This window comes from Neisseria sp. P0020.S003 (assembly GCF_051957095.1).
GTDB classification, from domain to species: Bacteria; Pseudomonadota; Gammaproteobacteria; order Burkholderiales; family Neisseriaceae; genus Neisseria; species Neisseria subflava.
In genome coordinates this window covers 18,489-37,590 of record NZ_JBQCWU010000001.1, presented here as the reverse complement: position 1 = coordinate 37,590, position 19,102 = coordinate 18,489, and the positions used below count along the sequence as shown (strand labels likewise).

At 49.2% G+C, this 19,102-nt stretch carries 21 protein-coding genes; 8 read left to right on the top strand and 13 right to left on the bottom strand.

The annotated features are described in order from the left end of the window. Positions 1-93: 93 nt before the first annotated feature. The 4 genes from ACTHTQ_RS00210 to ACTHTQ_RS00195 all read left to right on the top strand — a co-directional run bounded on the left by ACTHTQ_RS00210 (position 94) and on the right by ACTHTQ_RS00195 (position 3,582). Positions 94-1,062, top strand: coding sequence for an ABC transporter permease (locus ACTHTQ_RS00210; RefSeq protein ID WP_070873659.1), 969 nt, complete (start codon positions 94-96; stop codon positions 1,060-1,062). Continuing rightward, a complete protein-coding gene (locus ACTHTQ_RS00205; RefSeq protein WP_440362717.1) occupies positions 1,052-2,023 on the top strand; it encodes an iron chelate uptake ABC transporter family permease subunit in 972 nt (323 codons plus the stop codon). The genes ACTHTQ_RS00210 and ACTHTQ_RS00205 overlap by 11 nt, the downstream gene beginning before the upstream one ends. Before the next feature lie 88 nt (positions 2,024-2,111). Continuing rightward, complete coding sequence (locus tag ACTHTQ_RS00200) at positions 2,112-2,738, top strand: FmdE family protein (protein WP_440362716.1); 627 nt, start codon at positions 2,112-2,114, stop codon at positions 2,736-2,738. Positions 2,739-2,823: 85 nt separating this feature from the next. Then, a complete protein-coding gene (locus tag ACTHTQ_RS00195; protein WP_440362715.1) occupies positions 2,824-3,582 on the top strand; it encodes an iron ABC transporter ATP-binding protein in 759 nt (252 codons plus the stop codon). A gap of 69 nt (positions 3,583-3,651) precedes the next feature. On the opposite strand, the gene ACTHTQ_RS00190 is transcribed toward ACTHTQ_RS00195, so the two are convergent. The 7 genes from ACTHTQ_RS00190 to ACTHTQ_RS00160 form a co-directional block, all read right to left on the bottom strand. Beyond that, a complete protein-coding gene (locus tag ACTHTQ_RS00190; RefSeq protein ID WP_440362714.1) occupies positions 3,652-4,944 on the bottom strand; it encodes a valine--pyruvate transaminase in 1,293 nt (430 codons plus the stop codon). A gap of 107 nt (positions 4,945-5,051) precedes the next feature. After that, positions 5,052-5,573 carry a hypothetical protein gene (locus ACTHTQ_RS00185; protein WP_003684204.1) on the bottom strand — a complete coding sequence of 174 codons (522 nt, stop codon included), beginning with the start codon at positions 5,571-5,573 and terminating at the stop codon, positions 5,052-5,054. Between the two features lie 67 nt (positions 5,574-5,640). Next, on the bottom strand, positions 5,641-6,459 hold the full coding sequence (locus tag ACTHTQ_RS00180) for a CHAP domain-containing protein (RefSeq protein ID WP_070633256.1): 819 nt from the start codon (positions 6,457-6,459) through the stop codon (positions 5,641-5,643). Between the two features lie 38 nt (positions 6,460-6,497). After that, positions 6,498-6,953, bottom strand: coding sequence for a DUF6636 domain-containing protein (locus ACTHTQ_RS00175; protein ID WP_070749295.1), 456 nt, complete (start codon positions 6,951-6,953; stop codon positions 6,498-6,500). 41 nt (positions 6,954-6,994) lie between these two features. After that, positions 6,995-8,017 (bottom strand): hypothetical protein, encoded by a 1,023-nt coding sequence (locus tag ACTHTQ_RS00170; RefSeq protein ID WP_070749296.1) that lies wholly within the window; start codon positions 8,015-8,017, stop codon positions 6,995-6,997. An 80-nt stretch (positions 8,018-8,097) separates the two neighbouring features. Further along, the gene (locus ACTHTQ_RS00165) at positions 8,098-8,559 is read right to left on the bottom strand and encodes a hypothetical protein (protein WP_440362713.1); all 462 of its coding nucleotides are present in this window, start codon (positions 8,557-8,559) and stop codon (positions 8,098-8,100) included. A 401-nt stretch (positions 8,560-8,960) separates the two neighbouring features. After that, a complete protein-coding gene (locus tag ACTHTQ_RS00160; RefSeq protein WP_440362712.1) occupies positions 8,961-9,260 on the bottom strand; it encodes a porin in 300 nt (99 codons plus the stop codon). Positions 9,261-9,355: 95 nt separating this feature from the next. On the opposite strand from ACTHTQ_RS00160, the gene ACTHTQ_RS00155 reads away from it, so the two are divergent. The 4 genes from ACTHTQ_RS00155 (at position 9,356) to ACTHTQ_RS00140 (ending at position 13,194) form a co-directional block, all read left to right on the top strand. Further along, entirely contained in the window at positions 9,356-10,186 is an 831-nt protein-coding gene (locus ACTHTQ_RS00155; protein WP_440362711.1) for a carbon-nitrogen hydrolase family protein, read from the top strand. Between the two features lie 9 nt (positions 10,187-10,195). After that, complete coding sequence (ruvC, locus tag ACTHTQ_RS00150; RefSeq protein ID WP_250590888.1) at positions 10,196-10,741, top strand: crossover junction endodeoxyribonuclease RuvC; 546 nt, start codon at positions 10,196-10,198, stop codon at positions 10,739-10,741. Positions 10,742-10,819: 78 nt separating this feature from the next. Further along, on the top strand, positions 10,820-11,704 hold the full coding sequence (locus ACTHTQ_RS00145) for a lipid A biosynthesis lauroyl acyltransferase (protein WP_440362889.1): 885 nt from the start codon (positions 10,820-10,822) through the stop codon (positions 11,702-11,704). Positions 11,705-12,399: 695 nt separating this feature from the next. Next, complete coding sequence (locus ACTHTQ_RS00140; protein ID WP_440362888.1) at positions 12,400-13,194, top strand: 3'-5' exonuclease; 795 nt, start codon at positions 12,400-12,402, stop codon at positions 13,192-13,194. Between the two features lie 83 nt (positions 13,195-13,277). Here the strand turns inward: ACTHTQ_RS00140 and prmC are convergent, their stop codons facing one another. From prmC to tldD, 6 genes are all read right to left on the bottom strand, one after another. Further along, a complete protein-coding gene (prmC, locus tag ACTHTQ_RS00135; RefSeq protein WP_440362710.1) occupies positions 13,278-14,090 on the bottom strand; it encodes a peptide chain release factor N(5)-glutamine methyltransferase in 813 nt (270 codons plus the stop codon). 414 nt (positions 14,091-14,504) lie between these two features. Then, entirely contained in the window at positions 14,505-15,359 is an 855-nt protein-coding gene (locus ACTHTQ_RS00130) for an amino acid ABC transporter substrate-binding protein (RefSeq protein WP_308904159.1), read from the bottom strand. Positions 15,360-15,432: 73 nt separating this feature from the next. Further along, positions 15,433-16,164 carry an amino acid ABC transporter ATP-binding protein gene (locus ACTHTQ_RS00125; protein ID WP_308904158.1) on the bottom strand — a complete coding sequence of 244 codons (732 nt, stop codon included), beginning with the start codon at positions 16,162-16,164 and terminating at the stop codon, positions 15,433-15,435. 1 nt (position 16,165) lies between these two features. Further along, positions 16,166-16,834 carry an amino acid ABC transporter permease gene (locus ACTHTQ_RS00120; protein ID WP_308904157.1) on the bottom strand — a complete coding sequence of 223 codons (669 nt, stop codon included), beginning with the start codon at positions 16,832-16,834 and terminating at the stop codon, positions 16,166-16,168. Beyond that, complete coding sequence (locus ACTHTQ_RS00115; protein ID WP_003680341.1) at positions 16,824-17,483, bottom strand: amino acid ABC transporter permease; 660 nt, start codon at positions 17,481-17,483, stop codon at positions 16,824-16,826. Before ACTHTQ_RS00115 ends, ACTHTQ_RS00120 begins: the two co-directional genes overlap by 11 nt. Positions 17,484-17,634: 151 nt before the next feature. After that, complete coding sequence (gene tldD, locus ACTHTQ_RS00110) at positions 17,635-19,077, bottom strand: metalloprotease TldD (RefSeq protein ID WP_440362709.1); 1,443 nt, start codon at positions 19,075-19,077, stop codon at positions 17,635-17,637. Between the last annotated feature and the right edge of the window lie 25 nt (positions 19,078-19,102).

Below are 19,102 nucleotides of genomic sequence, written 5' to 3'. Positions count from 1 at the left end.
TGTTTGCATCTGTTTTTTATGATGGGCGAACCTGCTTTTTTCCCAAATACCTTAACCCTTCTTTCAGACGGCCTTATTTTTCCGAACCATTTTATGTTTCACAAACCTTCATTTTTAAATGCGGTCAACGGCGTGGCGCTGCTGATATTGTTTGCTGTCAGCCTGTCGGTCGGCGTGGCCGACTTCAAATGGTCCGCCTTGTTTTCGCTATCCGACAGCCAGCAGGTCATGTTCATCAGCCGCCTGCCGCGCACGTTTGCGATTGTGCTGACGGGTGCATCGATGGCGGTGGCCGGCATGATTATGCAGATTTTGATGCGCAACCGTTTTGTCGAACCGTCGATGGTGGGCGCAAGCCAAAGCGCGGCTTTGGGTTTGCTGCTGATGACCCTGCTGCTTCCGGCCGCGCCGCTGCTGGCAAAAATGTCGGTTGCCGCCGTTGCCGCGCTGATCGGGATGTTGGTCTTTATGTTGCTGATCCGCCGCCTGCCGCCGACCGCGCAACTGATGGTGCCTTTGGTCGGGATTATTTTCGGCGGTGTGATTGAGGCGGTGGCCACCTTTATCGCGTATGAAAACGAAATGCTGCAAATGCTCGGCGTGTGGCAACAGGGCGATTTTTCCGGCGTGTTGCTCGGGCGGTATGAGCTGTTGTGGGCAACGGGGATTTTGGCTTTGTTTGCCTATTTGATTGCCGACCAGCTGACGATTTTGGGTTTGGGCGAAACGGTGAGCGTGAACTTGGGGCTGAACAGGACGGCGATTCTGTGGTCGGGGCTGATTATTGTGGCGCTGATTACGTCTTTAGTGGTCGTGACAGTTGGCAATATTCCGTTTATCGGCCTAGTCGTGCCGAACATCATCAGCCGCCTGATGGGCGACAAGCTGCGCCAAAGCCTGCCTGCGGTAGCCTTGCTAGGCGCGTCTTTGGTGTTGCTGTGCGATATTGTCGGACGCGTGATTGTGTTTCCGTTTGAAATTCCGGTCTCTACGGTTTTTGGCGTGATGGGGACGGCTTTGTTTTTATGGCTTTTATTAAGGAAACCTGCTCATGCCGTCTGAAAAAAATATCGGTTTTATGGCAGGAAGCAGCCGTCCATTGTGGGTGGCCTTTGCGCTGTTGCTGGTTTCCTGCGCTCTGTTTATGACGCTCAACGTCAAAGGCGATTGGGACTTTGTCTTGCACCTGCGTCTGACCAAACTTGCCGCGCTGCTGATGGTCGCCTATGCAGTCGGCGTGTCCACGCAACTCTTCCAAACGCTGACCAACAATCCGATTCTAACCCCTTCGATTTTGGGTTTCGATTCGCTGTATGTGTTTTTGCAGACCTTGCTGGTGTTTACGCTCGGCGGCGTGGGCTATGCTTCCCTGCCGTTGACGGGCAAATTCGGCTTTGAACTGGTCGTCATGATGGGCGGATCGCTGCTGTTGTTCTACACGCTTATCAAACAGGGCGGACGCGATTTGTCGCGCATGATTTTAATCGGCGTGATTTTCGGGATTTTGTTCCGCAGCCTGTCATCGCTGCTTTCACGCATGATCGATCCCGAAGAATTTACCGCCGCACAGGCGAATATGTTTGCCACCTTCAATACTGTCCACTCGGAATTGTTGGGCATCGGCGCAGTCGTGTTGCTCATCAGCGCCGCCGTGATCTGGCGCGAACGCCACCGCCTCGATGTTTACCTGCTCGGCCGCAATCAGGCCATCAATTTGGGCATCAACTACTCGCGCAATACCTTATGGCTGCTGCTCTGGATCGCCGCGCTGGTTGCGACCGCGACCGCCGTTGTCGGCCCGGTGAGCTTTTTCGGCCTGCTGGTTGCCGCGCTGGCCAACTATTTTTCCCCGTCGGTCAAACATTCTGTCCGCCTGCCCATGACTTTTTGTGTCGGCGGCATCCTGTTGGTCGGCGGGCAAACCATCTTCGAACACTTCCTCGGCATGCAGGCCGTATTGAGCGTAGTCGTCGAATTTGCAGGCGGCTTGGTATTTTTATATTTGGTGTTGAAAAAGAAATAAATTAAACGTGCCCAAACGCTCGCAAAAATAAATTCAGGCCGTCTGAAACCTTCAGACGGCCTAAGCAAACCCATAAAGGACAACCCTCATGACACCAGAACGCCTCCCTTCATTCTTCGATGACGCCCCGACCATTACCGTCCAAGACGCATTGGCCGACTTCCTCGGTGCAGCCGAAAACGGCATCCTCACTTACCGCTACGCCGATGCCGTACGCCTGTGCGGCCACTCCTGCCCGACTGTCGCCGGAGCCTACCTAATGGTCATCAAAGGCCTGAAAGCCCTTTACGGCGCAGAGCTGCCGCAACGCGGCGACATCGAAGCCTTTATGCAGAGCGAGCGTGACGAAGGCACGACCGGCGTTACCGCTTCCGTCGTCCAACTCCTTACCGGCGCAGCACCCGAAACCGGCTTTGGCGGCGTAGGCCCTGCCGGACGCTTTGCCCGCCGCCACCTCTTGTCCTTTGGTGCAGGCGAAATCAACGGCACACTCGCACTCCGCCGCCGCGATACCGGCAAAACCGTTGCCGTCAGCCTCAACGCCGCGCTCCAACCCTTCGCGCCGCAAATGCGCGACATCATGCCCAAAGCCGTCAGCGGCAGCGCAAGTGCCGACGAACTCAAACAATTCGGCGAGCTTTGGCAAGAACGCGTCCGCGCCTTCCTGATCGATCAAGCCGACAATCCCGAATTTGTGACCGTCAGCGAAATCTAAACCACACCATACAGAAATAAAATTCAGACGGCCTCACACTGAAAGGCCGTCTGAAACCCCAAGTTTTCCATACTCGAATCCGCCTATGATTACCATCCGCAACGTCAGCCACACCATCGGCAGCAACCCCATCCTCAACGACGTCAGCCTCGACATTCCCGAAGGCGGCATTACCGCGCTAATCGGCCCGAACGGCGCAGGCAAGTCCACCCTCCTCTCCTTTATGGCGCGCCTACAGCCCTTGGTACACGGCGACATCAGCTACGCAGGCAAAGACATCAAAACCACCCCCACCGCCGAACTCGCCCGCACGCTCTCCATCCTCACCCAAGAAAACAGCATCATGAGCCGCATTACCGTGCGCGACCTGCTCATGTTCGGCCGCTATCCCTATCACCAAGGCAGGCCGTCTGAAACGGATAAAACCATCGTCGAAGAAGCACTCGCCGAGTTCCACCTGCAAGACTTCGCCGACCGCTACCTGACCGAGCTTTCCGGCGGCCAACGCCAACGCGCCATGATTGCCATGGTATTCTGCCAGCGCACCGACTACGTTTTGCTGGACGAGCCACTGAACAACCTCGATATGTATCATGCCCGCTCCCTCATGCAAATCCTGCGCCGGCTGACCGACGAGTACAAACGCACCACCGTCGTCGTCCTGCACGACATCAACCAGGCCGCCGCCTACGCCGACCACGTTGTCGCCATGAAAAACGGCCAAGTCGCCATGCAGGGTGCGCCCAACGATATTTTTACCGCCGAAAACATCAAAACCCTATTCGATATGGACGTCAACGTCCTCGATTACGAAGGCAAAAAACTGGTTATCCACCACGTTTAAATCCAATAAAAAAGACCGTCTGAAACCCGATTCCCCACGTTTCAGACGGCCTTTGTCTATTCAAAAAATTTATTTTTTATCGTACAAACCGCGCACCACGCGACCGATCGCGGCAATGCCTTTTTCCAGCGTTTCCGCGTCCTGCGCAATGCTCATGCGGATGCACTCGCTCGCGTGCGGATAATCTTGCGTATCGATGCCGACAAAGAAATGCTCGCCCGGAATAATCAGCGTGCCTTCGGCCTTGAGCATTTCGTACAAGGTTTGCGACGAAACCGGCAGGTTTTCAAACCAAAGCCACAAGAAAATCGCACCTTCAGGCTTGTGGATTTTCAACGGATACGCGCCCAATTCGCGTTTGAGCAGGGAAACCGCCGTTTGCGCCTGCCGACGGTAAAACGGCTGAATTACTTGGTCGGCCAGCTGTTTCAGACGGCCGTCGTTTAACAGCGGAGCCGCAATCGCTGCGCCGAAACGGGTTGGAGACAGATTCACAATCGCATTCAAACTGCTGACGGCCTTGACCACTTCCGGCGCGGCGACAATAATGCCGGTACGCACGCCGGGCAGGCCGATTTTAGAAAGGCTGAAGCAGAGGATGATGTTTTCGTGCCAGTTGAGCGTCACATCGCTGTAAATAATATTCGGGAACGGCATTCCATAAGCGTTGTCGATAATCAGCGGAATCCCGTGTTCCTGCGCCAAAGCGTCCAAACGCGCCATTTCGTCATCGGTCAGCACATTGCCGGTCGGGTTGGTCGGGCGCGAACAGCAAATCGCACCGATTTTGCCCTCTTTCAATTCAGGCAGGCTCTCCAGCGTGTCAAAGTCCACGCGGTATTTGAAAAATCCCGCTTCGCCTTCGTGTTCGACATTTTCGATTTTCGGTTTTACCGAAATAAAATGCTGCCCTTCGACATGCACGTCGGCATAACCGATATATTCAGGCGCAAGCGGCAACAAAATGGCTTTTTCAGCCGTTTGGCCGTCTGAAAGATTGAATTTGCCACCGAACAGGTTGAACAAATAGAAAAACGCGTTTTGCGAACCATTAGTCAGCGCGATATTGTCCGCCGTCAGATTCCAGCCGTATTCATGGTTAAGAAACTCCGTCAAAGCCGCAATCAACGCCGCATCGCCCTGCGGATTGGAATAATTGCCGATATTCTCAACAGCGTGTTCCACCGCCAGCTTGGAAAACACATCGGCGAACACGGCATTGACTTCAGCAATCTTCGCCGGATTACCGCCGCCAAGCATATTGACGGGCTTGTCGCTTTTGAGCGCGTCGCCCAAATCGTCCATCAACTGCAAAATACCGCTGTGTTGTGTGAATTTTTCGCCGAATGCTGAAAACTGCATGAAAACTCCGTTGCTGAGTGTGTAAAAACAATAAACCGCTATTATAAGAACAAAGGCCGTCTGAAAACCAGTTATCCTGATTTTTCAGACGGCCTTTAGTTTCTCAGCTATCGATGCTGAATAACCCGATAGCCATTTTCTACGCTTTTACCTGTCTTGGCACAAAGTTCATCGCCGCATCGCACGATATTGGCTCGATTGATGCGACCGACCATATCCGCATCCTGTCGTTTTTGGTCAATCAACATTGTATAAAAGAAAGATAATGCCAATCCGCCAATAACCAATGTTGCCATTGCAAGCGAAATAATCCATACCAAACGTGAAGAAATCTTCTGATTTTCTTCATTTACCTTATTCAAGTATGCATTGAATTCACGTACTTGATCAGCCATTTGGTTGCGTGCCTTTTCCATATCTCGCACATAACCTGCCACCGAATTTGACATTTCTTTCGTCACTTCCGCACGCACCATCTCTGTAATCATTTTGCGTTGATCGTAAAGTGATTTATCCAATTTATCTTCAAGATTTTGGACAATCTGATGGGTACTTTGCCTAAATTGTGTCATTACCTCGGCGGTTTCAAGCAAAAGATTATGTGCTTGCTCAAGTTCGTTATTATTCATGCGTAACTATCTATTGAAAGAATAAGGAAAAAACGTGCCATCAGCATTCTTTAAATATGGGAAGGATTTAACCAAACGATCGACCGCCATAGCTGCGCTCTTCTTGAACTTGCGGAGTATTTTGAGCAACTTCTTGAGCCTGATTTTGTTTTAAGGTCTCTCGCAACTCATCTCTAAAATTTGCCACCACATCGGCATTGTCAGCCAATGCTTTGGCTGTGAACGTACCATCTTGGTCATTTTTAAAGCCGTTTATCAAATTTTGCAATTTATTCTTTGAAGAAAGTTCGTTTACAGTGGATGATTTATTTATTTCTTGAATTCGTTTATCAATTTCAATATCCCAATCAGGTGTACCATACCCTTTTATTGTATTTTTGTCTAAAGGATATTGTTTCTCCCTAACTGTTGTTCCATTTCCATCTCCAGGTTTAGCACTAGTATTACCTTCAATTGTATAAACAATACCTTTTTCCAAATCAACGTCAATAACAACTCCCGTATGATTGACCGTCCTGGATTTATCTTTTGTGGGGTTAAGAAAGAAAATTTGATCGCCTTTTTGAGGAACATAATCTTTTGCATCATGCCAATTACCTATTTTTTGATAATTAGCTTTACTAAGTTCCGTTCCTGCAGAAAACCCACCTAGCATTTTTTGAGCATTTCGCCTGCCAAACGAATCTTCCATAACATAATCAACATACATATCGCACCAATATTGGCCTTGCATGCCATAATGAGCCCCAAAAATGGTATTATCCTTACCTTTTTCGGTATAGCCATTATATTTCCTTAAATTTTCAATATAATCATTGATAACCTGTTCTCGAACTTGGTCTCTTTGATTTTCTTGCTTGTGATTACCAGTTTTATTTGTATCCATATACCATTCCTTTAATAAATTAAATTCCTAAAGATGTATTAAAACAGCTTCTGCACTTCCTGACTAATCTTAAATCCATGTTTATCTTGATTTATGCAAGTTACTTCTGAACCGGAAGCCGTACATTGCCAGCCATTACCTTTAACTGTTTCTCCATTTTTCAAGATACGGGCTTTGGGATTAAAAGGAAAGTCACTATGACAAACCATATCTGCTTTACCGGTTTTACCTAAGAAGAATGTTCCACCCCATTCAAGTTCGCAATCGTTGGGGCGCGGTAAAACAGGCTTACCTTTAATTTCAGTCAGACATGATACACCCTGAGCCAAATCAGATACTTTCGCATCACCGCCGCAATAAATCTTACCGTTTCCGGCACGAAAATCGATATTATATAATCCACTATTTATCACATCTTCAGTTTCTTCCATTGGAGATACAGCACAAGCCGAAAATGATAAAGTTAATGATATTAGAATAAATAATTTCTGCATACAAAGACTCCTATTAGGGTTTTAAGGTTATTAAATATTTCCTAACTAAACGATCGACCGCCATAGCTGCGCTCTTCTTGAACTTGTGGAGTATTTTGAGCAACTTCTTGAGCCTGATTTTGTTTTAAGGTCTCTCGCAACTCATCTCTAAAATTTGCCACCACATCGGCATTGTCAGCCAATGCTTTGGCTGTGAACGTACCATCTTTGTCATTTTTAAAGCCTTGAATTAAAGCTTGAAGTTTATCGGCTGGCCTGTCATTACCCTCAGAAGATTTGGAATGTTCTTGCTGACGAGTTGGAGCTGTGATTCTTTCGATGTTTTCGTCCCGACGTTTTGCATCTGCTGGGTGTTTGATTCCATATACAGTACTCATACGAAAATTTTTTAAATCTTCCATATCAAGCTGACCATGCACTTTTACAGTTTTATTTCCAGGTAAAGTGACTCCATTGTCTTTTTCAGTTTGATTAAGAAATTGTTTAAGTTTATTGTTTACGGTTAAACCATATTGATTACCAATGTCTGCAATAAAGACTTGGGCTTGCATACTAGACTGAAGAAATTTCTTATTTTCTGAATTACCAATTTGACTAATAACTTTACTTACATCATTAACTTTTTTATCTAATATTTTTAAATAATCTTCATTGATTATTCGTATACCTACCTCAGAACTCAAAGCTTTATCCATCTTTGGTTTTAAAACAGCATACATGTTTTTCTCTTCTTGAGACATTGCTTTAAATGGTTTATACAAATGCTTTTGTATCTGCTTAATTTCCTCATCGGATACAAAATTTTTACCATTTTGATCTTTAGCCTGTAGCATTATCTTTTCAAGAACGACACGCCCATTTTGATTACCTCCGATATCATACTGAATAGGCCCAAAACTTGGTCCACTAGAGCCATTAACAGCATTCGACATTTTATATGCACCATATCCACCATTTAATTCGTTTTCCATCATAGCTTGATGCACATAATAACTCAAACCATCTTTAGGAGTTAAATGATCTCCACCAGTAAAACGAGGACCACGTGTTGCTCTTTGAACCATTATTAGTTTCCTTTTTTAAGACAAATTTAGAAATAGATTTTTTAGGCTTTTTAGAATTTTAATATAGCATATGTACTATATTAAAAATCCTTTTTATCAAAATTTTCTAATGTTTTTATATGAAATAATTTCTGCTCCACATTACAGACAAGCTCTTTTACATCATAAGAATTTTTTAATCCCCCTGTAATATCATTTAATGGATTAAAGCAAGCTTCATCTTCATAAGCAGAATATGTTTTTCTTAATTCAGAAAAATAATTTGAAGGAAATTTTTCAACTAATTTATTTTTTTTATTTTTAATTTGCAATTCTTTATATCTTTTATCTATTGCACTATCTAAACTAAGAGATAAACTATACAAACATTCATTTCCAATTTTATATAACTGATTATACTTTTCCACATTGCATAGAGTATATGTTTTCTCATCGATTGACTTCTTAATAGTATCTTTAAAAACAGAAAGTGTTGAAAAATCCTGAGCAAAACAAGAACTAGTTCCTAACAGGCAAATAGAAAGAAATAATACTTTTTTCATGTCAAACTCCTTAAATTTGTAATGGCTTAGCCCATTATAGCAATACCCATTTTTAAAACTCATAAATTTATATTTTATTGCTCACAATATTCTAGCACCATTTTGAAAACTTGGTCCTAATAAATAACTATCAATTAGATTTTAAAGATAAAATTTAAAAACAACCGCTATTTTATTATGCTTCTATAAATTTCATAGAATAGATGATTTTAATCCTACCTATTTTTCAAGTATCCTTTAATACGAAAAAAGGTATATGCAAGCTCCCACAACTCGTCATTTAAAACAATAAAAACAGCAAGTTAAAATACACTATATAATTATTCTAAAAATAAAAAACAGGCCGTCTGAAAACCAGTTATCCTGATTTTTCAGACGGCCTTTACTATCCAATCTTTCCTTTAACGGCCAAAATTGTCTCGACGTTCGCGCCAGTCTTGGCGGATGGAGCCGCTTTTGCCGACAGGGGTGTCTTGTTCAACTTCCCAAATAAAATTCGTTCCGCCGCCAATCGGATGCGAGCCGCGCAAACCGATGTGGCTGCCTTGGTCGGCAACGGCGGTTCGGATGTATGTTTGGCCGCCGAAACGGGTTTGCGAGGTTTCGATGCCGCTTTTGATGCTGCCGTAAAGCTGTACGTCGGCATGTGCGGCAAGTGCGGCGGTGGAAAGTGCGGCAGTGAGGAGAAGTTTCAAGCTCATGGTTTATCCTTTTTTTGAAGAGGAATTGTGTGCCGATTGTATCGGCTTTGTGCGTAAACAAGTTACAATTCTTGCAAAATCTGACAGGAGTTTTGATGATGCGCTCTTTACACGCCGCCGCTGTGCAAATGGTGTCGTCCACCGACCCCGAAACCAATATTGCCACCATGAAGCGCCTTGTCCGCGAGGCGGCCGAACAAGGGGCGGATTGGGTGTTGCTGTCCGAATATTGGCCGCTGATGGGCAAAAACGATACGGACAAGCTGGCATTTGCCGAGCCTTTGGACGATGGACGAGTTGGCAAAACCTGCCACACCCGTTTTCAGACGGCCTTAAGCGAAACGGCAAGGGAATGCGGCGTGGTGTTGTTTGGCGGAACTGTTCCGCTGCAAAGCCCAGACGCTGGCAAGGTGATGAACACGATGCTGGTGTATGACCGCGACGGCAACCGAATCGGGCTTTACCACAAAATGCACCTTTTCGGCTTTTCCGGTTTGGGCGAACGCTACGCCGAAGCCGATACAATATTGGCGGGCAACGATGTGCCGAAATTGAGCGTGGACGATGTTCCGCTGGCGGCCGGGGTCTGCTACGATTTGCGCTTTCCTGAGTTTTTCCGCGCCCAGCAGCCGTTTGATGTTTTGCTGTTACCGGCTGCATTTACCTACACGACCGGCAAGGCGCATTGGGAATTGCTGCTGCGCGCCCGTGCGGTGGAAAACCAATGCTACGTCATCGCGTCGGCACAAGGCGGACTGCATGAAAGCGGCCGCCGCACATTCGGCCACAGTATGATTATTGACCCTTGGGGCGATGTATTGGCGACGTTGCCGGAAGGCGAAGGCGTGATTTGTGCCGATTTGGATACTGAGCGCCTGCAAAGCGTGCGCACGCGCCTGCCTGCCCTGAAACACCGATTACTTTAAACACGCACTATGTCCCAGTTCCAACCCACACGCATTCTCGGCATCGACCCTGGCAGCCGCGTGACCGGCTTCGGCGTGATTGATGTCCACGGCCGCGAGCATCATTATGTTGCTTCCGGCTGTATCAAAACGCCGACCGGCGCGTCGCTTTCCGAACGCATCGCCGTGATTGTCCGCCATATCAACGAAATCATCCGCCACTATCAGCCGCATCAGGCGGCCATCGAGCAAGTGTTCGTCAACGTCAATCCGGCCGCGACGTTAATGCTCGGTCAGGCGCGCGGTGCAGCGATTGCCGCTTTGGTCATGCACGATTTGCCCGTGTTTGAATACACCGCGCTTCAGGTCAAGCAGGCGGTGGTCGGCAAGGGTAAGGCCGCCAAAGAGCAGGTGCAGCATATGGTGGTCCAGATGCTTGCACTCTCAGGCACGCCGCAAGCCGATGCTGCTGACGGACTCGCCGTCGCCCTCACCCACGCCCTGCGCAATCACGGATTGGCTTCGCAACTCAACCCTGACGGCCTGCAAGTCAAACGCGGCCGTTTCCAATGGTAAGCCGACATTCAGGCCGTCTGAAATAGTGTTCCAGCCCGTTTTCAGACGGCCTTTCGGTTATAATAGCCCTTTGCCCACATACAGCGAGCCTTCATGAAAGCCGCCTTCCTTTTTCTCTACCTCATCCGCCTGCTACCTTTTTGCGTGTTGCACAAGATTGCCGACGCGATTGGCATTCTCGCCTATTACGCAGTCAAACCGCGCCGCAAAGTCGGCGAGGTCAACCTCAAAAAATGCTTTCCCGAGCTAAACGACAGCCAGCGCACCGCCCTGCTCAAACGCCATTTCCAACACATGGCAAAGCTGATGCTCGAATACGGCCTCTACTGGTACGCACCTGCGGACAAACTGCGCTCGTTGGTACGCTATCAAGACAAACACCATCTTGACGAAGCCCTCGCCGCCGGCGAAAAAGTCATCATCCTCTATCCGCACTTTACCGCATTTGAAATGGCGGTTTACACGCTCAATCAGGATGTGCCGCTGACCAGCATGTATTCGCACCAAAAAAACAAAACCCTGGACGAGCAAATCCTGAAAGGCCGTCACCGCTACAACAATGTTTTCCTGATCGGCCGCACAGAAGGCCTGCGCGTCATCATCAAACACCTGCGCAAAAGCGATGCGCCCTTTCTTTATCTGCCCGACCAAGACTTTGGCCGCAACGATTCCATTTTCGTCAATTTCTTCGGCATTCAGACGGCCACGATTACCGGCCTCAGCCGTATCGCCGGCATGACCAAAGCCAAAATCATTCCCGCCATCCCCACGCGCGAAGCCGACAATACCGTAACCCTGCGCTTCTATCCGGCTTGGGACAATTTCCCGACCGAAAATGTCGAAGCCGACACCCAGCGCATGAACGACTTCATCGAAGAGCGGGTACGCGAGCATCCCGAACAATATTTCTGGCTGCACAAACGCTTCAAAACCCGTCCCGAATGCGAAAGCAGCTTTTATTGACTACATCGAATTACAATTTGAATATACAAAAAGCGGCGAAATTTTTCTTTCGCTGCTTTTTCATTTTAATTGAATCAAACCGAAACTCATGTTTGAGTTCAAACAATCAAATAATATTCCGCTTTAAATGCTTTAAAAACAACTTTTTTCATTTATATATTAAATTTAATTTCTTTTAAAAACAATATATTGCAAAATAGTTCATTTGAAAAAATACATTTTAATCATTCAAAATATGAAATAAAATTAAATTAAAATTTAAAAAAATAAAATAAATACCTAACTTTTGAACAATTATGAAATATAATTGCAAAAATATGACAACACCTGAAATTTATACCAAAACAAGCCTTCAGAAAAAATACTTGGCAAACTGTAAAAATTCGCGTAAATTTCACTACATCAAATTACAAAACGTTCAGACGGCCTCGCCGGTTTTAGATACTTTTGTAAGCATTTTCTGATATTGCAAGAAATTGAGATATCTTAGAGGATTTCGGTGCAATGCCCGGAATGAAAGTTTACCGATGCAGAGTTGAGCTGCATCTGTAAAGCCGCAGGTGAAAGCCTGTATTGTTTGTGAAGCGTAAATCTCTGATTTGAGGTATTGGGGCAATCCTGTGGGGGATTGCCTCTTTTTTTATCTGCGCCGTCATGCCACAATGACATCATCCCTTATCCAACCCGATCACGCCATGACTCCGATACTCGCCTTCGACATCGAAACCATTCCCGACGTAAACGGCATCCGCCAGCTTTACGATTTGCCAGCCGATTTGCCCGACAACGAAGTCGTCCTGTTTGCCCAACAGCAACGCCGCGCCAAAACCGGCAGCGACTTTATGCAACACCATCTGCACCAAGTCGTCGCCATCTCCTGCTGTATGCGCTGGGGGCAAGACAAAATCCGCGTCAGCACCATCGGCGATCCCGAAGACAGCGAAGAAATCATGATTGCCAAGTTCTTCGAGGTCATCGAAAACTATACGCCACAACTCGTCAGCTGGAACGGCGGCGGTTTCGACCTGCCCGTCCTCCACTACCGCGCCCTGATACACGGCATCAGCGCCGCCCGCTATTGGGACATGGGCGACGGCGATTTTGGCGACAGCCGCGACTTTAAGTGGAACAACTACATCAGCCGCTACCACACCCGCCATTGCGACCTGATGGATTTGCTTGCCCTCTACCAACCGCGTGCCAGCGTGCCTTTGGACGATATGGCCAAACTCTGCGGCTTCCCCGGCAAATTGGGCATGGACGGCAGCAAGGTTTGGGACGCTTATCATGCAGGCCGTCTGAAAGACATCCGCGACTACTGCGAAACCGATGCCGCCAATACCTATCTCATGTATCAACGCTTTCGCATGATGAGCGGCGCACTCGATGCCGACGAATACGAAGTCGAAATCAAACGCATCAAACATTATCTGGCCGCACAAGCCGAAGAAAAACAACACTGGGCGGAGTTCGTCGCTGCTTGGCATTAAACCAGGCCGTCTGAACAGATAAACCAGAAAACCAAAAGGGCGTGATTGACACGCCCTTTTTTAATTCCGACAAACCATGCCCGCTAAGCAGGCAAACGCCCCAGCGTGACCCTGTCCAATCCAGCCAAATCCTGTTCGGTTGCCACTTCGGCAAAACCGTTCTCCAACATAATGTTCCGCACTGCTTCACCTTGGTCATAGCCATGTTCAAACAGCAGCCAGCCATTGGCTTTCAGGTATTTGGGGGCTTCTTGGGTAATGTGGCGGATATGGCTGAGGCCGTCTGAAAAGTCGGTCAACGCGTTTGGCGGTTCAAACCTCAAATCTCCTTGCGATAAATGTTCATCACCGCTCTCGATATACGGCGGATTGGAAACAATCACATCGTATCGGCCTTCAGACGGCCTGTCGGTATCAAACCACGAACCCTGCGCAAACTCGACTTTTGCGCCCAATTCGGCCGCATTTTGACGGGCGGTATCCAAAGCACCGACGCTGATATCGGATGCGCGAACATCGGCATCAACGCGTTCAAGCGCGACGGTCACGGCAATGGCACCGCTGCCCGTTCCCAAATCCCACACACGGCCTTGCGGCGGCAAGCGTTTGAGTACGGCTTCCACCAAATGCTCGGTTTCAGGGCGTGGAATCAGCACATGGGGATTGACGGCAAAACGTCTCCCGTAAAATTCACGCTCGCCCAACAGATAGGCCATCGGCTCGCCGCTCAGACGGCGTTGCGCCAGCCTGTCCGCCCGCTGCCGGACTTCGTCCGGAATTTCTTCCCCGCCCCGTGTCAACAACTGCACGCGCGTATATCCCGAAGCATATTGCAGCAGCATTCTTGCTTCATTTTTAGGCAGTTTTGACAAGCCCAACCATTCGTCAAACGTCATTTTTTATCCCGTCCGCCGCCGATGCGGCTCGAACATTTTTTCCGGCTTTGCGGCACGCTTGTTCAAAAAATATCATTTTCGCTTTGGAATTATATAATAAAGAAAAACACCTTATCGCCATTTCGATACCGTAGGAATTTATCCGAATAACAGAAACGCTCCGCCGTCATTCCGCGAAAGCGGTCATCCGGAAACATAAGGCTGAAGCGATTTTCGGGAATGACGATTTGAAAGTTGCCCGAAATTCAAAAATAAGCGAAACCGAACGGGGCGGATTCCCTTCCAAGCGGCAACAACGGAATAAATAAAAACAATGATATAGTTGATTTTACTTTGAATTTGCGATATTTGCGGCAGCTGAAAAAATCCGCACCCGCCTTCAAATGCGGATACGGATTTTCTTGTTAAACAAACTTATTCGGCCAACAATGCTTCCGGTTTGACTTTTTCGCCATACACGGGCAACAGGGTTTTTTCATAGGCGGCTTTCAGACGGCCGTCTTTTTTCATGGCGGCGATTTCGCCGTTGACCCAGTTCAAGAGATCGGCGTTGCCTTTTTGGACGGCGGGTGCGATAAATTCGGCAGGGCCTAAATTACCGATGGCGACTTCAAAATCCGGGTTTTCTTTCGCCCACGCCCACAGCAGGGCGTTGTCGTGGGCAAGTGCCGCGCCGCGTCCGTCTTTCAGCGCGTCGAAGGTTTCGGTGTTTTGGTCGAATTTCAGCAGTTTGACTTCAGGATGGCTTTTGGTGAAGAAGGCATCGGCGGTGGTGCCTTTGTTGACCAGAAGGGTTTGGTCTTTCAATTGCGCAACGTCGGTAATCGGTTTGCCTTTGGGGGAAACCACGCCCAACGCCACTTTCATGTAGGGGTCGGCAAAATCGACAGCTTCGGCGCGTTCGGGGGTTTTGGTGAAGTTGGCCAGGATGAGGTCGACTTTGCCGGAACGGACGTATTCAACGCGGTTTGCGGCCTCGGTCAGGACGAACTCGACTTTCTCTGGGCTGCCGAGCAGGTCTTTGGCCAGATCTTTGGCGATTTCAACGTCAAAGCCTTGGTTTTTGCCGTTTGCGTCAACATAGCCGAACGGAGGTTTGTCGCCGAATACGCCGATACGGATGACGCCTTTTTCTTTAATGGCGGCAACGGTTGCCGCGCCGCTGTTTTGTGAAGATTGGGGGTCGCCGGAGCCGCCTCCGCAGGCGGTCAGACCGACGGCGATGGCGACGGAAGCGAGTAGCGCTTTGAATTTTGCGTTCAGTTTCATTGGGAATCTCCTTTTTGAATGTTTGCTTGGAATAGAATGCCGTCTGAAAGGGTTTCGGACGGTTTGCGGTCAATCAGTAGTCCATACCTGCCAGAAATTGGCGGGCGCGCTCGCTTTTGGGTGCGGAAAAGAAGGTTTCGGGATCGGACGATTCGACGATGCCGCCTTTGTCCATAAAGACGATGCGGTCGGCAACTTTGCGTGCAAACCCCATTTCATGGGTAACAATCAGCATGCTCATGCCTTCGCGGGCGAGTTCCAAAACCACTTCCAAGACTTCGCGCACCATTTCGGGGTCGAGTGCGGCGGTGATTTCGTCCAACAAAATCACTTCCGGATTCAGGCACAGGGCGCGGACAATGGCGATGCGCTGTTTTTGTCCGCCGGAGAGTTCGCGCGGATAGGCGTTTTTGCGGTCGAGCAGGCCGACGCGTTCCAACAGTTTGTCGGCTTGTGCTTCCGCTTCGGCGCGGTTGCGGTTTTGTACTTTTACCGGGCCTAAGAGGATGTTTTCGATGACGGTCATATGGGCAAACAATTCATAGCTTTGAAAGACCATGCCGACTTTTTGCCGGGCGGTTTGCCAGGAAACGTCTTTGCCGAATTCGCCGATGCCGTCCATCACGATGCTGCCGCCTTGGTGCGGCTCCAAACCGTTGACGCAGCGCAGGAGGGTGGATTTGCCGCAGCCGGACGGACCCAATAACACAATCACTTCGCCTTTTTCCAAGTCCAAATCTAAGGATTGAATGGCGGTTACGCTGCCGTATTGTTTGTGCAGCTTGCGGATACTCAATAAAGCCATATCAGTGTTCCCATTTTTGTTCCAGCTTTGCCGCCAACAGCGACAGCGGCCAACAGCATAAAAAATACAGCATAAAAATCAGGCCATAAACCCAAAATGAGGCATTGGGCTGCGTCAGCAGAGAGTTTTCAATAATTTGTTGCCCCACTTTGACCACTTCAATCACGCCGATAAGCGAGGCGAGCGAACTGGTTTTAATCATTCGCGTAAACAAATTAACCGTCCCCGGCAAAGCACGGCGGACACTTTGCGGCAATTCAATGTAGCGGAACACTTGACGACGGCTCAAACCCAGTGCCAAGCCCGATTCGACTTGATGTTTTTCAATCGATTCCAATGCGCCGCGCACCAAATCGCCCATTTCGGCGATGCCCCAAAGCGTAAAAACCCAAACGCAAACCCAAAATCCGCCGATGTGTATGCCCGTCCACACGGACAAACCGAAATACAGGCCGAACAGCCACACCAAAATCGGCACGATGCGGATGGTTTCGAGATAAAACCGTCCGATAAGGCGGACAAGCCAGTTGCGCGAACGCAAAACCAGGCCGAACAGCGTCCCCAATACGCAAGAAGCCGCAACAGAGATTAAAGAAATTTGTGCCGTTAAGAGCAGGCCTTCGCCCAAACGTGCCGCATTTTTTCCTTCAAAAAGCCAGTCAAACGCCATATTTCGCCCTCCGTATGCGGTTTTCCAATCGCCGCACCAACAAAGAAACAGGCAGCAGGATAATCAGATAAGCGGCAAACAGCAGGAATAATGCCTCGTTGGTTTTATAGTCCATACCAATCACATCTTTGGTAACAAACAACAATTCTGCAATACCGACCGCGCTAATAACGGATGTTTCTTTCATTAAAAACAATATATTAGCAGCAACAGCCGGAAAAGCGACCGCCCAAGCCTGCGGCAATTCGACATAGCGGAACACTTGAAATCGGCTCAAACCAACGGCTTTGCCCGCCTCGACCTGCCCTTTTGGCACTGCCAAAATACCGGCGCGGACGGCTTCCGCCATATAGCTTGCGCCCAAGAAAACCAGCGCGATCACGCCGCAGGTGAAACCGTCCCATTTGATGCCCATTTTCGGCAGGCCGTAATACAGGAAAAACAACTGGATCAACAGGGGCGTATTACGCGACAGTTCGATATAGGCGCGTGCCAATGCGTAGAAAGGGCGGATGCGGTATGCCGTTACCACGGCGACGGGCAGGCCGAACAGCAACGACAAAACAACGCCGTAAACGGACAATTCCAGCGTCAGCTTTGCCGCATCGGCGAATTTGGGTATGGCATCGATCAGATAAGGCCAGTTCATCAGAATCAGACAATCAGCTTAACGAAAGGCGGTATTTTAATGAACTTGTAAGATAATGTTAAAGAATTCTTGGGAATATCAAACATCATAAAAAAGAATAAGGCGATGCCGTCTGAAAAAACTTTCAGACGGCATCGTACTGGATTCCGCGTCAGATTGCGCTGCCGCCGACGGTCAGCCCGGCATCGATACGCAAAGTCGGCTGCCCCACGCCGACGGGGACGCTCTGCCCTTCTTTGCCGCACACGCCGACACCGCTGTCCAACGCGGTATCGTTGCCTATCATCGAAACATGTTTCAGCACTTCGGGGCCGTTGCCGATGATGGTCGCGCCTTTGACAGGGTATTGCAGTTTGCCGCCTTCCACCCACCACGCTTCGGATGCGCTGAACACGAACTTGCCGCTGGTAATGTCCACTTGTCCGCCGCCGAAGTTGACGGCGTAAATGCCCTTATCGATGGACGCGATGATTTCTTCCGGCTCATAGCCGCCGTTTTCCATAAAGGTATTGGTCATGCGCGGCATAGGCGCAGAAGCGTAACTTTCGCGGCGACCGTTTCCGGTGGATTGCGTACCCATCAGGCGGGCGTTGGTTTCGTCCTGCATATAGCCGACCAAAATACCGTCTTCAATCAATACCGTGCGGCGGGTTTCATTGCCTTCGTCGTCGATATTGAGCGAACCGCGTCTGTCGGCAATATCGCCTTGGTCAACGACGGTAACGCCTTTGGCGGCCACACGCTCACCGATTCGGCCGGAGAAAACGCTGGTTTCTTTGCGGTTGAAATCGCCTTCCAAACCATGTCCGACCGCTTCGTGCAGCAACACGCCCGGCCAACCGTTGCCCAAAACGACGGTCATCTCGCCGGCAGGCGCAGGACGGGATTCAAGATTGGTCAGGGCTTGTTTGACGGCAGAATCGACAAACCGATGCACCAAGTTTTCATCGAAATACGCCAAATCATAACGCCCGCCACCACCCGCACTGCCCTGCTCGCGACGCTCGCCCTGCTTGGCAATGACAGTTACGTTCATGCGCACCATCGGGCGGATGTCGGCAGCGTGTTTACCGTCCAAACGGGCGATGTACACCATGTCGTATTCGCAGGTCAAACCGGCCATCACTTGCACGATACGCGGATCGGCGGCTTTGGCCAGCGTTTCGACTTTGTTCAACAGCGCGACTTTGGCAGCGGAATCAAGGCTGGCAATAGGGTCAATCGCCATGTGGACAGGCTTGCCGTAAGCAGGTGTCGGCACTTTGACGCTGGCCTCGCCACCGGCCGCACCAATCACGCGAACTGCTTTGGCAGAGCGGTTGATCGAATCGATACACAGGCTGTCGGCGTAGGCAAAAGCGGTTTTATCGCCCGAGATGGCACGCACGCCCACGCCCTGATCGATTTGAAAGCTGCCCGATTTGACGATGCCCTCTTCCAAATGCCAGCTTTCATAGGCAGTGCGCTGACAATAGATGTCGGCATAATCGACATGGTTGGCGCCGATAATACTCAGGCTTTGGGCGAGCAAATCGGGGGAAAGATGGTTGGCTTCGAGCAAATCTCGCTGTACGGCGGCGTAGGTTTGTTGCATAATTTTTCAGACGGCCCGACAAGCA

Bases quoted from the DNA above. Each gene is read 5' to 3' on its own strand.
- ACTHTQ_RS00210 (WP_070873659.1), top strand. From the start codon at position 94: ATGTTTCACAAACCTTCATTTTTAAATGCGGTCAACGGCGTGGCGCTG.
- ACTHTQ_RS00205 (WP_440362717.1), top strand. From the start codon at position 1,052: ATGCCGTCTGAAAAAAATATCGGTTTTATGGCAGGAAGCAGCCGTCCA.
- ACTHTQ_RS00200 (WP_440362716.1), top strand. From the start codon at position 2,112: ATGACACCAGAACGCCTCCCTTCATTCTTCGATGACGCCCCGACCATT.
- ACTHTQ_RS00195 (WP_440362715.1), top strand. From the start codon at position 2,824: ATGATTACCATCCGCAACGTCAGCCACACCATCGGCAGCAACCCCATC.
- ACTHTQ_RS00190 (WP_440362714.1), bottom strand. From the start codon at position 4,944: ATGCAGTTTTCAGCATTCGGCGAAAAATTCACACAACACAGCGGTATT.
- ACTHTQ_RS00185 (WP_003684204.1), bottom strand. From the start codon at position 5,573: ATGAATAATAACGAACTTGAGCAAGCACATAATCTTTTGCTTGAAACC.
- ACTHTQ_RS00180 (WP_070633256.1), bottom strand. From the start codon at position 6,459: ATGGATACAAATAAAACTGGTAATCACAAGCAAGAAAATCAAAGAGAC.
- ACTHTQ_RS00175 (WP_070749295.1), bottom strand. From the start codon at position 6,953: ATGCAGAAATTATTTATTCTAATATCATTAACTTTATCATTTTCGGCT.
- ACTHTQ_RS00170 (WP_070749296.1), bottom strand. From the start codon at position 8,017: ATGGTTCAAAGAGCAACACGTGGTCCTCGTTTTACTGGTGGAGATCAT.
- ACTHTQ_RS00165 (WP_440362713.1), bottom strand. From the start codon at position 8,559: ATGAAAAAAGTATTATTTCTTTCTATTTGCCTGTTAGGAACTAGTTCT.
- ACTHTQ_RS00160 (WP_440362712.1), bottom strand. From the start codon at position 9,260: ATGAGCTTGAAACTTCTCCTCACTGCCGCACTTTCCACCGCCGCACTT.
- ACTHTQ_RS00155 (WP_440362711.1), top strand. From the start codon at position 9,356: ATGATGCGCTCTTTACACGCCGCCGCTGTGCAAATGGTGTCGTCCACC.
- ruvC (WP_250590888.1), top strand. From the start codon at position 10,196: ATGTCCCAGTTCCAACCCACACGCATTCTCGGCATCGACCCTGGCAGC.
- ACTHTQ_RS00140 (WP_440362888.1), top strand. From the start codon at position 12,400: ATGACTCCGATACTCGCCTTCGACATCGAAACCATTCCCGACGTAAAC.
- prmC (WP_440362710.1), bottom strand. From the start codon at position 14,090: ATGACGTTTGACGAATGGTTGGGCTTGTCAAAACTGCCTAAAAATGAA.
- ACTHTQ_RS00130 (WP_308904159.1), bottom strand. From the start codon at position 15,359: ATGAAACTGAACGCAAAATTCAAAGCGCTACTCGCTTCCGTCGCCATC.
- ACTHTQ_RS00125 (WP_308904158.1), bottom strand. From the start codon at position 16,164: ATGGCTTTATTGAGTATCCGCAAGCTGCACAAACAATACGGCAGCGTA.
- ACTHTQ_RS00120 (WP_308904157.1), bottom strand. From the start codon at position 16,834: ATGGCGTTTGACTGGCTTTTTGAAGGAAAAAATGCGGCACGTTTGGGC.
- ACTHTQ_RS00115 (WP_003680341.1), bottom strand. From the start codon at position 17,483: ATGAACTGGCCTTATCTGATCGATGCCATACCCAAATTCGCCGATGCG.
- tldD (WP_440362709.1), bottom strand. From the start codon at position 19,077: ATGCAACAAACCTACGCCGCCGTACAGCGAGATTTGCTCGAAGCCAAC.